Origin of the sequence: Photobacterium kishitanii, assembly GCF_003026355.1 — a bacterium.
Lineage (GTDB): Bacteria > Pseudomonadota > Gammaproteobacteria > Enterobacterales > Vibrionaceae > Photobacterium > Photobacterium kishitanii.
On the sequence record NZ_PYON01000013.1, the window covers coordinates 11,733 to 26,748 of the forward strand.

Sequence of the window (15,016 nt, forward strand, 5' to 3'; positions counted from 1 at the left end):
GCGCTATGGAAAAGACATACAACCCACAATCAATTGAACAAGCGCTTTATCAGCGCTGGGAAGAGGCTGGTTACTTTAAGCCTCATGGTGATACATCTAAAGATGCTTACAGCATTATGATCCCGCCACCAAACGTTACAGGTAGCCTACACATGGGCCACGCGTTCCAGGATACCATTATGGATACCCTGATCCGTTGTGAGCGTATGAAAGGTAAAAATACCTTGTGGCAAGTTGGTACTGACCACGCAGGTATTGCTACCCAAATGGTTGTGGAGCGTAAGATCGCTGCTGAAGAAGGCAAAACTAAACACGACTACGGCCGTGATGCTTTCATCGATAAAATCTGGGAATGGAAGAACGAATCTGGTGGCACTATCACCAAACAGCTTCGTCGCCTTGGCGCATCGGTAGACTGGGATCGTGAGCGCTTCACCATGGATGACGGCTTATCAAATGCTGTTCAAGAAGTGTTTGTGCGTTTATATCAAGAAGACCTACTTTACCGTGGTAAGCGTTTGGTTAACTGGGATCCAAAACTGCATACAGCAATCTCTGACATCGAAGTTGAAAACAAAGATGTTAAAGGTCATATGTGGCACTTCCGCTACCCACTAGCAGACGGCGTTCAAACCGCTGACGGTAAAGACTACATTGTTGTAGCCACTACGCGTCCTGAAACTATGCTTGGCGATACTGGTGTTGCGGTAAACCCTGAAGATCCACGCTACAAAGATCTAATCGGCAAAGAAATCATCCTACCTATCGTTGGCCGTCGCATTCCTATTTTAGGTGATGAACATGCTGATATGGATAAAGGTACTGGTTGTGTAAAGATCACTCCAGCACACGATTTCAATGACTACGAAGTAGGTAAGCGTCATAGCCTACCAATGATCAACATCCTAACCTTCAATGCTGATATTCGTAACAGCGCAGAAGTCTTCACCACCAATGGCGAAGAAAGCGATGTATACAGCACTGAGTTGCCAGCAAAATACCATGGTATGGAGCGTTTCGCAGCCCGTAAAGCTATCGTGGCGGAATTTGACGAATTAGGTCTGCTAGAAGAAATTAAAGATCATGATCTTACCATCCCTTATGGTGATCGTGGTGGCGTAGTTATCGAACCAATGCTAACAGCACAATGGTACGTTCGCGCAGCACCATTAGCTCAACCTGCTATTCAAGCGGTTGAGAATGGTGACATCCAATTTGTACCTAAGCAGTACGAAAACATGTACTTCTCTTGGATGCGTGATATTCAAGATTGGTGTATTTCTCGTCAACTGTGGTGGGGCCACCGCATTCCAGCTTGGTACGATAACGACGGTAATGTTTACGTTGGTCGTAATGAAGCAGAAGTACGTGAAAAGCACAACTTAGCGCCTGTTGTGGTGCTAAACCAAGATAACGACGTGCTTGATACTTGGTTCTCATCAGCGTTGTGGACATTTGGTACTCAAGGCTGGCCAGAAAATACGCCAGATCTTAAAACCTTCCACCCATCAGACGTGTTGGTAACAGGTTTTGACATTATCTTCTTCTGGGTTGCACGTATGATCATGATGACCATGCACTTCTGTAAAGATGAAGACGGCAAGCCACAAGTTCCTTTTAAAACTGTTTATGTTACTGGTCTTATCCGTGATGAAAACGGTGATAAGATGTCAAAATCGAAAGGTAACGTGCTTGATCCTATCGATATGATCGATGGTATTGATCTTGAGTCTTTAGTTGAAAAACGTTGTGGTAACATGATGCAACCTCAACTTGCAGCTAAGATCGAAAAAGCAACCCGTAAGACATTTGAAGCAGGTATTGAACCTTACGGTACAGATGCATTACGTTTCACCCTTGCTGCAATGGCCTCTACTGGCCGTGACATCAATTGGGATATGAAACGTCTTGAAGGTTACCGCAACTTCTGTAATAAGCTATGGAACGCTAGCCGTTACGTACTGATGAATACAGAAGATCAAGATTGTGGTTTCGCTACTGGTAGCGAGCTAGAGTATTCACTGGCTGATAAGTGGATCGAATCACAATTCCAACTAGCAGCGAAAGAATTCAATACTCATATTGATAACTTCCGCCTAGATATGGCTGCTGGTGTACTGTACGAGTTCATCTGGAACCAATTCTGTGACTGGTATTTAGAGCTAACTAAACCGGTTCTATGGAAAGGCACTGAAGCACAACAACGTGCAACACGCCATACTTTAATCACAGTACTAGAAAAGACATTACGTCTTGCACATCCAGTATTGCCTTACATCACTGAATCAATTTGGCAGAGCGTTAAGCCGCTAGTGGATGGTGTTGAAGGTGAAACTATCATGACTCAGGCACTGCCTCAGTTTGATGATGCACAGTTTGACCAAGCTGCTATCACTGACATTGAGTTTGTTAAAGCGTTTATCACTAGCATTCGTAACCTACGTGCTGAATATGATATCGCGCCAAGCAAGCCATTATCAGTAATGCTAAAGGTAGCTGATACTGCTGATGCTGCACGTGTTGAAGCAAATCTTACCGTACTTAAATCGCTAGCTAAACTAGAAGAAATTAAAGTATTGGCTGATGGTGAAGTAACACCAGCTTGTGCGACTGCATTAGTGGGTAAATCTGAGTTGATGATCCCAATGGCAGGTCTGATTGACAAAGATGCTGAGCTTGCACGTTTAGACAAAGAAATCGCGAAAATGGAAGGCGAAATCAAACGCACTTCCGGTAAACTGAGCAATGAAGGTTTTGTTGCTAAAGCACCTGAAATCGTGATCACTAAAGAACGTGAGAAGTTAGCAGGTTATGAAGAAACACTGGTTAAACTGACAGAGCAAAAAGCAACCATTGCTGCGCTATAAGTTTTAACTAAGATCTAAAAACAAAAACCGACGTTTCGACGTCGGTTTTTTTTCGGCTCAATATTTCATTTCCCCACCAGCAATTATTCATATTTCTAAAGCATCGATAAACCCACCCGCGCAATAGCTTTTAACTATTGATGGTATATAAAATACCGAATTTACCTATTGATATAATTTTGTAATACTCATTACATCAAATTAATGGAATTAACCTTATGAAGAAAACCCTCAGCTTTGCCACAATCCACTTTACCGTTGCTTTTAGTTTGGCATTCTTATTAACGGGTGATCTCTTAATTGGCGGCCTAATTGCTTTGGTTGAACCTATGGTCAATACCGTCGCATTCTACTTCCATGAAAAAATATGGCAGACTAAAAAGCTTATCCAAACCCAATCTGCATCCCCTAGCCGTAAAACCATCAGTTTTGCAGTACTCCATTTCAGTGTTGCTTTTACGGTAGTCTACCTCTTAACGGGTGATTTAGTGATTGGTGGTGCTATGGCAATGATCGAACCAACCATAAACACTCTAGCTTATTACCTTCACGAACGCGTATGGCAGAAAAAACAACAATCACAAAATCAGCCACAACAGTTAATGTCGATGATGGTTTGTTTACATCATTAACAACAGCACACGACTTTCATCACTGATTTTACGGTTAATCGCCGCTATTATTTAGTTGCGATCAACAACAATTAGGATGTGTTTATGCACCCCCAGCAACTGCGCCAACTTTCTCGACAACTGGTGCGCCAATTAGGCATGCTCAATAATCAATGTGGTGCCATGGCATTAACTCCAGTCCAAGCACATACCTTAATTGAACTTGAGCAAGGCCCATGCAGTGTTAGTCAAATGGCACAGCACTTAAAAGTCGATAAATCCAATGCCAGTCGTAATCTTGCGATGCTACTTAATCAAAACTTAGTCACCACCATTAGCCACCCAACCGATCGGCGTAGTCAATTATCCCAATTAACATCAACCGGTCAGCAAGCATTACAACAATTACACCGCCAACTTGATATCAATAGCCAACATATTTTAGATCAGCTCGATGATGATGAAATCACCCATTTGGGCTCAAGTTTACATCGCTATTCACGTGCACTCACTGCGGTAGAACAACAGCAGGAGTATAAGATCAGACCCATTACCGCATTCGATAACACCGCTATTGCGACAATTATTCGTAAAGTATCGCTTGAATATGGACTCACAGGCGACAAAGGTTACAGCGTAAACGATCCTATTTTAGATAATATGGCACACGTTTACCGACCCGATAATTGCAACTACTGGGTGATAGAAAAAGATCAGCGTATTTTAGGTGGTGGAGGTGTGGCGGCACTGGCGGGACAAGAAGATTGGTGTGAATTACAAAAGATGTATTTTTTACCCGCATTACGCGGTAAAGGCTTAGCGCGAAAAATAGCAGTACAAGCATTAAAGTTTGCTCGCCAACAAGGATATAAAGGCTGCTATTTAGAGACTACCGCAGCACTTAAAGAAGCGATTTATTTATACCAATCACTTGGATTTGTTAACATTCCACAGCGTATGGGCAATACTGGTCACGATAGTTGTGAAATTAAAATGATCAAAACCTTCTAAATAATCACGCCACCTTAAAATAACAGCGGCAATAAAAAACCCTACTTGTTGAATCACATCGCGGTAATAACAAGCAGGGTTTATTCTATATTATTGGTAATTAGTAACTTTGTTTTAGATGATAAACTCGCAGCCCTTGCACCACTTCAGCATAGCTCGCTGAACCAATATATTTAATCTGCCGTTGGTGCTCAGGTACTAGAGTAAAACTTGAATCTTCAAATCGCCCTTCACCTTCAAATTCCAAATGCACAAAAAATGCTGGTTTACTGCTACTCAGCATCACCACGATCTCATTATTGTGCTCAGCGACTTCAAAGCGTAAATCAGGACAAGCCAACTCACAATATTTTGGTCGTGCAGGAAACCACGTGTTCTCAATCAATTGCTGGCCACTATACAAATGAACATGGAAGAAACCATCTTGTTCATGGCCGTCTAAATCCTCATTTAACCATTCCCACACCACTTTGGTCGAGTCTGCTTCTAAGTATTGAGCAATCGGTTCACGATAAAGAATTTCGCCATCCCAACTTTGCCACACCACTTCACCTTTTAACTCGGTATTTTTACGACCATCATTGACTAAATGTAACTTCAGCCCTTGTTGATCACGCGTAAAAGTTGCCATTTGCGGAGCGAAAAAACGCCGAGCATGATAATGCAATTGTTTCCAACGACCACTGTATTCTAATGATGACCATGAACTTACGGGCCAACAATCATTTAACTGCCAAAATAGCATGCCGCGGTTAGTCGGTTTTTGTGTACGCCAATATTCAGCGGCTGTTTTAACGGCTAATGCTTGTTGCACTTGCGATAAATACAGCATATTGACAAATCCATTAGGAAAACGGAAATAACGGGTAAACATCTCGGTAATGATCGAATTACCATTCGTGCTTTTCTGATGGCTTTCAAAACTTGGCGAGCTAATATTCCAATCTTGCTCAGGTAAACAACTTTTTACGGTTGGTAACGACGGCCAGGATTGAAACCCAAATTCAGAGCAAAAACGCGGCGTAACTTGCAGGTAAGCATCAAACTCTTTACCACTATCCCACACATCCCAACAGTGCATATCACCGCGATGAGGATCATGGTGCCAAGTATCTATAATATCCAATTCACCATTACATGGTGAGCTAACCCAGAAACGACGAGATGGATCTTCACGCTCAACCACTTCAGCTAAAGTACGGTTAAGACGATCATAATTGATCAGATGCTTTTCACGATGCTGACGCGACTCAGGATCACGATTAATTGCTCCCAAAACTTCATTATCACCGCACCACAAGACTAAACTTGGGTGATCTTTTAAGCGCCGAACTTGGAATTCGACCTCTTGCTCAACTTCAGCAATGAAATCAGGCGTTGACGGATAAAGAGCATTAGCAAACATCAGATCTTGCCAAACAAGTAGCCCTAACTCATCACAAAGATTATAAAAGATGTCTTTTTCATACATGCCACCGCCCCACACCCGCAGCATATTCATATTGGCTGCGGCCGCATCGGTTAACAAACTACGATAACGTTGTTCAGTCATACGTGCAGGCATTGCATCAAGCGGAATCCAATTGGCACCACGAACTGAAATGGGTACATCATTGACCATCACTACCATGCTTTGACCATGATCGTCGTCTTCCGTTACCAATTCTAATTTACGCAATCCAATTTGCTTAGTGATCGCAACCCCATCAGCTTCAAGTGCTAACTTATAGAGTCGTTGTTTGCCATAACCTGCAGGCCACCAATGACGTGGATTATCAATTCGAAAAATCACACTGGCTTTGGTTGCTTCGCGATCAAGCGTAAGGTGGAAAGTCTGCCCATCAAAGGTCACTGACGCATTAGCCAAACCTTTTTCAGAGACAACTTCATAATGTAACGTAACCGCCAATTCACACTCTTGCTGGTGCCATTTCTGTTTGGTGGCTAAATGACTAATACGTACGTGCTCAATGGGTTGCAGTACAATATCACCATAAACACCCAATACCGACAGACAAATACTCCAATCCCAACCACTATGAAATTGTGGTTTACGAAGGGTATTCATAAATGGAATTTGGTTATTACCTTCAGCCCATGGAAGTGGAAATGGTAATTTATCGGCGCGATTTTTAGCGGCTAAATCAGCACGATGTAATACTATTTCAATGCGGTTAGTCCCTACTTGCAAACAACTTAATACATCCACCTTATGGCGCATGAACATATTATTAAAATCTGCAACGGTATGACCATTAACACGAATTTCAGCAACCGTATCAAGCTGATTCAATACCAAGTCCATGGCATTACACGTCAGTTGCTCGGCTGTTAATTCAAAGTGGCGGCTGACAATCCAGTCGCACTCACCAACCCACTGAACTTTTTTTTCATTGGTTGCCCAATAAGGATCAGGGATCTCTCCAGCTGCATATAATGCTGAGTGAACATCACCCGGCAAATCAATATGAAGGTCTTGAATTGCTGAACGTTGAACACACGCAAGCAACCACTGGCCATTAAGTGAGATTGTCATCAATCACTCCAATACTGAGTTATTCAGTATGATTTAAATGTATGAGGATAAATGGGAAGATTTACACGCGTCGTGATTACAGACAGTGATCACGAGTAAATTTCTATCATGTCGTCGATATCCAAGTTTGATATCACAGCCAAAAAGTAGAAAAAGCCAGCAAAATGCCGGCTTTTAAGAACAGAGTGGTGTTATGACGATTTATTCTTCGTCTTCATTCTCTTCTTCATCATCTTCGTCAGATTCGAAGTAAGTGCCCCAACCGTCATAATCGATACTGTGCTTTTCAGCCAGTTTAATCAGCTTTTCAGCTTGCTCATCAATTAATTCTGCGTTTAGAGCTGATTCCATTACGGCATCAAAACATACAACCTTGCCGCCGCCATCTTCAGGATCAAGCTCTAGCTCTTCTGCTTCTAAAACATTAAAACCAAGTTTAAATGCTTCAACCGCAGCGGCTTCTAGTTCTTCAAATGTGTCTGCAGAGAAATGGTGCTCAATAGTGTAAAGCGCCTCTGGCTCACTGCCATCTTCAAGTAACGCGGCAATAATTTCGCGAGTTTCTTCTTTTTGCTCTGCAATCAATTCTGCGTAAGACATGGTATCACTCCACCTATGGAATAAATTTGCTGGCAAATATCGCATGGTTTGCACTCAATTACCATATCTTACGCATCAGCCAAGCCTAAATTGATCTTAATCAACCCTTGAAGGATTAACTGCTAACCGTCGAATACTCACCAATGTGCATAAGATTCCATGCTCATTATGCCGATTATTCACCAATGACTACAGTACACACACTTATCCTAACCCTTGGTTGTCACTATTCGCATAGCCATCCATTTTTTTTACACAAATATCCTCAGCCTAAAAATCATCGCCAAACACCCCAAAATAAAAGTAATAAACTGTGAGCAATCGTTAAGTTAGCAACTATAAACCACCTTAGAATCATGCTGTCCTGCAGTCAAAACGAGATCATTTATGATCTATTCACCCCTGCTAGACTACGATGTTTTTCAATTAGTTACGTTTATTGTTTGTTCCTTCTTTTTTCATCAGTGATCATTATCACTGATGCAGACAAACACACCTTATGGTTATCACTAACCAAGGGTGTAGGAGATAACCATGACGACACACACAAAAATTAAACCACACAAAAAAAGCTTCTTTGCTCAATTAAAATTCCCGTCGGCTTACACCATCTTATTTACACTCATTGCGTTTGTAGCTGCCCTGACATGGGTTGTTCCAGCCGGGCAATATGATCGAGAAATGAATGTTGAACTAGGAAAAGAAGTGCCCATTACTGGTACTTATAAAGCCGTTGCTAGCAACCCTCAGGGCGTTATCGATGTGTTACTCGCACCTATAGATGGTTTTTACAATCATGAGTCTTATGAAGCAGCAGCCATTGACGTGTCATTATTTATTTTAATTATTGGTGGCTTCTTAGGACTCGTCACCAAAACCGGTGCCATTGATGCTGGCATTGAACGCGTGACAGCACGTTTACATGGTAGAGAAGAGTTAATGATCCCAATCCTAATGGGACTGTTTGCTGCTGGCGGAACAATTTATGGTATGGCAGAAGAATCATTGCCTTTTTATACCTTATTAGTGCCTGTAATGATGGCTGCCCGTTTTGATCCCCTCGTTGCTGCGGCGACAGTATTACTTGGCGCAGGTATCGGAACGTTAGGATCAACCATTAACCCATTTGCTACCGTGATTGCTTCCAATGCTGCTGGAATACCCTTTACCGATGGCATTATGCTACGCATTATTATTCTTACTGTCGGTTGGTTAATCTGCGTTGCTTATGTCATGCGCTATGCAAAAATGGTGCGGGAAGATAAAACCAAATCAATTGTGTATGATCAATATGAACAAAATAAAGCCCATTTTTTAAGTAACCAATCTGATCAAATGCTGGAATTCACTACTACCCGTAAAATCATTCTAGCTATTTTTGGATTATCGTTTGCGGTGATGATTTATGGCGTTGCTATTGCTGGTTGGTGGATGCCACAAATATCAGCAATGTTCCTTGGTGCTTCAATTCTTATTGGCTTAGTGTCACGAATGAGCGAGGAAGATTTCTCTACTAGCTTTATTGATGGTGCACGAGATCTACTCGGCGTAGCATTAATTATCGGGATTGCACGTGGCATCGTGGTAATCATGGATCGCGGCATGATCACTGACACTATTCTAAATTCAGCCGAACATATCGTTACCGGGCTATCAGCAGTCGTCTTTATTAACGTCATGTATATATTAGAGATCCTGCTGTCATTTTTAGTCCCTTCAACATCTGGACTCGCCGTATTAACTATGCCAATTATGGCGCCACTGGCTGATTTTTCAGGAGTAGGACGCGATCTCGTTGTTACAGCTTATCAATCAGCATCGGGAGTTGTTAACCTGGTTACACCAACATCTGCAGTGGTGATGGGAGGGCTGGCTATTGCACGCGTACCTTATGTACGATGGTTAAAATGGGTTGCCCCATTATTAGGTATTATTATTATATTTACGATGGCAGTACTCAGTGTTGGGGTCATATTAATGTAGTAACTGTTTTATTTTATATAAACCGCCCACGGGCGGTTTTTTTGTATCTAATAATTAACAATCACTCACCATCAGTATTATTGACAATTCAAATACTATTATTTCATTAATAATAGTAACTATCCTATTTACACATAATAAATACCATCTAGATAATAATTATTAAACAGCCAAGCCATCAATATATATTAACCGCCAATAACACTATTATTCCGCACAAAAAAAAACAATACCAACCACATATTTAAATTGAAAAAATAACGATTAAACTTAAAATAACGCACAACACAAACGTCACAAAAAAAACAATTAAAAAATTTAAAACCAGATCAATAACCATATTTAAATATATATAGTCACTCTAATTGAATAATATCTTAAGTGATAAAAACTTAATTAAAAAACAAAAATGCATAACATTCCACACCAAAAACAAATAATATATAAAAACAACAACTTAAATTAAATTCACTCTTTAAAAAAACAACCAATCTACATAATAAATCATGATATTAAATTATTTCACGACTGACAAATGTCGTAAATAATCATTAAATACAAGCTAAGTCATTAATAATTAAAGTGTGATAGTGATCTTATACAAATAATATTAACCACGTAGAATTAATTACATAAACAACATTCAATACTTATTCAACGCTTCGTAACTTTAAAATAGCCAATCAATAATAGGCATAAAAATAAGGATACTATCATGAGTAACTTTTATGTGGGTTCTGAAATAGGTCAACTACGCCGCGTACTTATTCATCGTCCAGAGCGTGCTTTAAATAATCTTACACCATCAAATTGCCAAGAATTATTATTTGATGATGTATTATCCGTCGAAAGAGCGGGTGAAGAACATGATATTTTTGCTAATACTTTACGCCAACAAGGCGTTGAAGTTTTATTATTACAAACCATGTTAAGTGAAACATTAGCCGTAGCGGAAGCAAAAGATTGGCTATTATCAACTCAAATATCAAATTATCGTTTTGGTAATACTTTTGCTAATGATATTCGCTGTTTCTTAGCAGATATGTCTCATACTGAACTTGCTTCAATTTTATTAGGTGGTCTAAGTTACGCCGAATTACCACTGCAATCATCTTCTATTATGCAAAAAATGCATTCAGCTTGTGACTTTATTATTAAGCCACTACCCAATCATCTTTTTACCCGTGATACCTCATGTTGGGTTTATGGCGGTGTTTCTATTAATCCGATGGCCAAAGAAGCTCGTCAACGTGAAACCAATCATTTACGAGCTATTTATCGCTGGCATCCGACTTTTGCTGGTCAAGATTTCATTAAGTATTTTGGTGATGAACAGCAAGCTTATGACAAATCCACCATCGAAGGCGGTGATGTTTTAGTTATAGGTAAAGGCAGCGTATTAATTGGAATGTCAGAACGCACTACCCCACAAGGCGTTGAAGCACTTGCATCAAATCTATTTAAACATGGTCAAGCTAAGCAAGTGATTGCGATGGAATTACCAAAACACCGTTCATGTATGCACCTCGATACCGTTATGACCCATATGCGTGAAGATACCTTCTCAGTTTATCCTGAAGTTATTCGTAAAGATGTTCAATGCTGGAGCTTAACTGGTGATGCTTATGGCAGTGTCAAAGCCAAAGAAGAAAAGTCTTTTGTTAACGCTATCGAAAAAGCACTTGGGGTTAACCAACTTAATTTAATTACCACCGGCGGCGATAATTTTGAAGCTGAGCGCGAGCAATGGAACGATGCCAACAATGTACTAACCGTCAGTCCTGGGGTTGTTATTGGCTATGAGCGTAACACCTATACCAATGAAAAATATGATAAAGCAGGGATCACAGTGCTACCTATCCCTGGTGATGAACTGGGTCGTGGCCGTGGCGGTGCTCGCTGTATGAGCTGCCCAATTGAACGTGATGGCATTTAACCCCAATAAAAAAGGCTGATACAACTCTCGATCAGCCCCTCATAAATGTGGAGATACACAGCTATGACTAAACAAACTGTCGTTGTTGCCCTTGGTGGTAACGCCTTACTTCGTCGCGGCGAGCCTTTAGAAGCCAGTATTCAGCGTCAGAACATCGCCACAGCGGCCACAACCATCGCCGCAATCGCACAACAATATAATGTGGTACTCGTACACGGTAATGGCCCTCAAGTAGGATTACTCGCACTCCAAGGATTGGAATATAAACAGGTCATGCCTTACCCATTAGACGTATTGGGATCAGAAACCCAAGGCATGATCGGCTATATCTTGATGCAAGAGCTTAAAAATTTACTACCACAGCAAGAAGTCTCTTGCATGCTCACCCAAATGTTGGTTGATCCGCAAGATCCGGCTTTTTCCGATCCGACCAAACCCATCGGACCGGTGTATCAAGAAGCTGAAGCACGTGAATTGGCTGAAAAATTTCAATGGACAGTTAAAGCTGACGGCCAATATTTCCGCCGTGTTGTTCCGAGCCCACAACCAATTGGTATTGTTGAATGCGATGCCATCGAAACCCTAATTAAAAGAAATCATTTGGTTATTTGTACTGGCGGTGGCGGTATTCCCGTTAAACGTGAAAATAACAAACTTGTCGGTGTCGAAGCCGTGATTGATAAAGATATGTCAGCAGCATACCTCGCTAAACAATTAAATGCTGATGCACTACTGATTTTGACCGACGCTGATGCTGTTTATCTCGATTGGGGTAAAGCAACCCAAAAAGCAATCACTAGCATCACCCCACGTGCGTTAGCACATTATCATTTTGATGCCGGATCAATGGGACCCAAAATTGAAGCCTCATGTGAATTTATCAACCAAGGTGGAAAACTAGTTGGTATCGGTGCACTAGATGATGGATTAAAGATCCTAAAAGGTCTTGCTGGAACAAATATTATTGCAGAAAAGTAGAATAACTATTCACAATTAACCGAAAATAAGATAAACATATTATTAACATTACCTATTATTTAGCAACTAAATCATAACAAGATTCAGTCGAAGAGATACTGAACCTTAAGAGGGATACATCATGGCTTTTAATCTTCGCAATCGTAACTTCCTAAAATTACTAGATTTCACTCCTCGTGAGATTCAACATTTACTTGAACTCTCGGCTGAATTAAAGAAAGCAAAATACAATGGTTATGAGCAACCACGCCTTACGGGTAAAAACATTGCACTTATTTTTGAAAAAACCTCAACTCGTACCCGTTGTGCATTTGAAGTAGCGGCATTTGATCAAGGCGCCCAAGTCTCCTATTTGGGTCCCTCTGGCTCGCAAATTGGTCATAAAGAGTCAATGAAAGACACCGCGCGTGTATTAGGCCGAATGTATGATGGCATTGAATATCGTGGTTTTGGTCAAGCGATTGTAGAAGAGCTAGGTCAGTACGCTGGTGTCCCGGTTTGGAATGGATTAACCGATGAATTCCATCCAACTCAAATTCTGGCGGATTTCCTTACCATGCAAGAGCATGGTCGTGGTAAAGCGCTCCATCAAATGTCATTTGCTTACCTCGGTGATGCACGTAATAACATGGGCAACTCATTAATGGTTGGCGCAGCTAAAATGGGGATGGACATTCGTTTAGTGGCACCAAAAGCATTTTGGCCTGATGCTAAACTTGTCGCTCAATGTCGTGATATTGCCGCTGAAACCGGCGCTAAAATCACCATGACAGAAGACGTTCAAGAAGGTGTTCAAGGCTGTGATTTCCTCTACACTGATGTTTGGGTATCGATGGGCGAAGCAAAAGAAGCTTGGGCTGAGCGGATTAATTTGATGCTGCCATACCAAGTGAATATGGCAATGTTAAAAGCCACTGGTAATCCACATGTTAAATTTATGCACTGTTTACCTGCATTCCATGGTGAAGATACTACTGTCGGTAAAGAATTAGCTCAAGCTTATCCGATGCTATCCAAAGGGGTTGAGGTAACCGACGAAGTGATTGAATCAAGCCACTCAATTGTTTTTGATGAAGCAGAAAACCGAATGCATACCATCAAAGCAGTAATGGTTGCCACACTAGGAAACTAAACGCTCAAACTTGAGCGCAATCAATCCTTAATCAGTTACCGCTCACGTGAGCGGTAACCGCATTTTCTTGCAAGTATATTGTTTCAACTTTAATAAAAACTTTATATTTCATAGATATAAAAATATAAAAAACAAAAAACATCCTTTTTATAATTGCATAAAAATCCGCCGCTTGAATAGTTAACGCAAACGCTTGCGCCATAAAAAATAGACGGTATAATCTTTGCAATTTGCCTAGCAAGAGATAAAAAATGAACCCTACCATCAACATCAAATTAACTCGTAGTAATCATTCATTGATGATGGTTCGTTATTTTATTTTTACTATTTTTCAAAAAAAAGCCTCCTTTAACTAGGGGGCTTTTTTTTGCCTAAAATTTAGCAAACCAAAAAGTTTTCAATTTAATCACACCATCATAGGGAAAGAAGCCATGGCTAATTCGCTGTTTAAAAAGCATATTATTTCCATCCCCGAGCTTAACCGCGCTGAACTAGAGCTTATTATTGATACCGCGGCGAGACTAAAAGCTGAGCCAAACCCGACTTTACTAAAAAATAAAGTAGTCGCAAGTTGCTTCTTTGAACCATCAACCCGAACTCGTCTTTCTTTTGAAACAGCAATCCAGCGCTTAGGCGGCACGGTGGTAGGGTTTGACTCCCCAGGAAATACCTCGTTAGCAAACAAAGGCGAGACATTATCCGATTCAGTACAAGTCATTACCTCTTATGTGGATGCCTTTGTAATGCGTCATCCACAAGAAGGTGCTGCTCGCTTGGCGTCTGAGTTTTCTAATGGTGTTCCTGTTATCAATGGTGGTGATGGCGCAAACCAACATCCTACCCAAACGTTGTTAGATCTCTTTACTATCCATGAAACCCAAGGTCGACTTGATGGGATAAATATCGCTTTTGTGGGTGATTTAAAATATGGCCGTACAGTACATTCATTAACCCAAGCCCTATCAAAATTTAATGACGTTAAATTCTTCTTTATTGCACCTGAAGTACTCGCAATGCCCGATTATATTTGCGAAGAATTAGATGATGCAGGTATCAGCTATAGCTTACATAACAACATGGAAGATGTGATCCCTGAACTGGATATTCTGTATATGACACGTGTTCAAAAAGAGCGTTTTGACGAATCTGAATATGTACATATGAAAGCTGCCTATATTCTTACAGCTAACATGCTTGAAAATGCACGCGACAACCTAAAAGTATTACACCCACTGCCGCGCGTTGATGAAATCAAGGTTGATGTAGATAAGACTAAGCATGCTTATTTCTTCCAGCAGGCAGAGAATGGCGTTTATGCACGTCAGGCGTTACTTGCACTTGTACTTAATGAAACCCTATAAA

At 40.8% G+C, this 15,016-nt stretch carries 10 protein-coding genes; 8 read left to right on the forward strand and 2 right to left on the reverse strand.

Translation table 11 applies throughout. From position 1 onward, the window contains the following. Positions 1 to 5: 5 nt before the first annotated feature. The 3 genes from C0W29_RS14845 (at position 6) to C0W29_RS14855 (ending at position 4,489) form a co-directional block, all read left to right on the forward strand. Entirely contained in the window at positions 6 to 2,867 is a 2,862-nt protein-coding gene (locus C0W29_RS14845) for a valine--tRNA ligase (RefSeq protein ID WP_036796104.1), read from the forward strand. Positions 2,868 to 3,085: 218 nt separating this feature from the next. Then, entirely contained in the window at positions 3,086 to 3,499 is a 414-nt protein-coding gene (locus C0W29_RS14850; RefSeq protein WP_045045337.1) for a DUF2061 domain-containing protein, read from the forward strand. An 84-nt stretch (positions 3,500 to 3,583) separates the two neighbouring features. Further along, positions 3,584 to 4,489, forward strand: coding sequence for a bifunctional helix-turn-helix transcriptional regulator/GNAT family N-acetyltransferase (locus C0W29_RS14855; protein ID WP_045045338.1), 906 nt, complete (start codon positions 3,584 to 3,586; stop codon positions 4,487 to 4,489). Positions 4,490 to 4,589: 100 nt separating this feature from the next. Here C0W29_RS14855 and C0W29_RS14860 read toward each other — a convergent pair whose 3' ends face one another. Together C0W29_RS14860 and rraB are read right to left on the reverse strand one after the other, a co-directional pair. Continuing rightward, complete coding sequence (locus C0W29_RS14860) at positions 4,590 to 7,025, reverse strand: beta-mannosidase (protein WP_045045339.1); 2,436 nt, start codon at positions 7,023 to 7,025, stop codon at positions 4,590 to 4,592. A gap of 201 nt (positions 7,026 to 7,226) precedes the next feature. After that, positions 7,227 to 7,625, reverse strand: coding sequence for a ribonuclease E inhibitor RraB (rraB, locus tag C0W29_RS14865; protein ID WP_036796109.1), 399 nt, complete (start codon positions 7,623 to 7,625; stop codon positions 7,227 to 7,229). A 534-nt stretch (positions 7,626 to 8,159) separates the two neighbouring features. Between rraB and C0W29_RS14870 the strand changes: the two genes are divergently transcribed. The 5 genes from C0W29_RS14870 (at position 8,160) to pyrB (ending at position 15,015) form a co-directional block, all read left to right on the forward strand. Further along, positions 8,160 to 9,608, forward strand: coding sequence for a YfcC family protein (locus C0W29_RS14870; protein ID WP_045045340.1), 1,449 nt, complete (start codon positions 8,160 to 8,162; stop codon positions 9,606 to 9,608). Between the two features lie 715 nt (positions 9,609 to 10,323). Further along, positions 10,324 to 11,544 carry an arginine deiminase gene (arcA, locus tag C0W29_RS14875; protein WP_045041807.1) on the forward strand — a complete coding sequence of 407 codons (1,221 nt, stop codon included), beginning with the start codon at positions 10,324 to 10,326 and terminating at the stop codon, positions 11,542 to 11,544. A 63-nt stretch (positions 11,545 to 11,607) separates the two neighbouring features. Then, positions 11,608 to 12,522, forward strand: coding sequence for a carbamate kinase (arcC, locus tag C0W29_RS14880; protein WP_036796113.1), 915 nt, complete (start codon positions 11,608 to 11,610; stop codon positions 12,520 to 12,522). Between the two features lie 121 nt (positions 12,523 to 12,643). Next, entirely contained in the window at positions 12,644 to 13,654 is a 1,011-nt protein-coding gene (locus tag C0W29_RS14885; protein WP_045041806.1) for an ornithine carbamoyltransferase, read from the forward strand. Between the two features lie 431 nt (positions 13,655 to 14,085). Beyond that, on the forward strand, positions 14,086 to 15,015 hold the full coding sequence (gene pyrB, locus C0W29_RS14895) for an aspartate carbamoyltransferase (RefSeq protein ID WP_045041804.1): 930 nt from the start codon (positions 14,086 to 14,088) through the stop codon (positions 15,013 to 15,015). Position 15,016 lies beyond the last annotated feature (1 nt).

What these genes read in the sequence shown, in the direction of transcription:
- C0W29_RS14845 (WP_036796104.1), top strand. Translation starts at nt 6, where the DNA reads ATGGAAAAGACATACAACCCACAATCAATTGAACAAGCGCTTTATCAG.
- C0W29_RS14850 (WP_045045337.1), top strand. Translation starts at nt 3,086, where the DNA reads ATGAAGAAAACCCTCAGCTTTGCCACAATCCACTTTACCGTTGCTTTT.
- C0W29_RS14855 (WP_045045338.1), top strand. Translation starts at nt 3,584, where the DNA reads ATGCACCCCCAGCAACTGCGCCAACTTTCTCGACAACTGGTGCGCCAA.
- C0W29_RS14860 (WP_045045339.1), bottom strand. Translation starts at nt 7,025, where the DNA reads ATGACAATCTCACTTAATGGCCAGTGGTTGCTTGCGTGTGTTCAACGT.
- rraB (WP_036796109.1), bottom strand. Translation starts at nt 7,625, where the DNA reads ATGTCTTACGCAGAATTGATTGCAGAGCAAAAAGAAGAAACTCGCGAA.
- C0W29_RS14870 (WP_045045340.1), top strand. Translation starts at nt 8,160, where the DNA reads ATGACGACACACACAAAAATTAAACCACACAAAAAAAGCTTCTTTGCT.
- arcA (WP_045041807.1), top strand. Translation starts at nt 10,324, where the DNA reads ATGAGTAACTTTTATGTGGGTTCTGAAATAGGTCAACTACGCCGCGTA.
- arcC (WP_036796113.1), top strand. Translation starts at nt 11,608, where the DNA reads ATGACTAAACAAACTGTCGTTGTTGCCCTTGGTGGTAACGCCTTACTT.
- C0W29_RS14885 (WP_045041806.1), top strand. Translation starts at nt 12,644, where the DNA reads ATGGCTTTTAATCTTCGCAATCGTAACTTCCTAAAATTACTAGATTTC.
- pyrB (WP_045041804.1), top strand. Translation starts at nt 14,086, where the DNA reads ATGGCTAATTCGCTGTTTAAAAAGCATATTATTTCCATCCCCGAGCTT.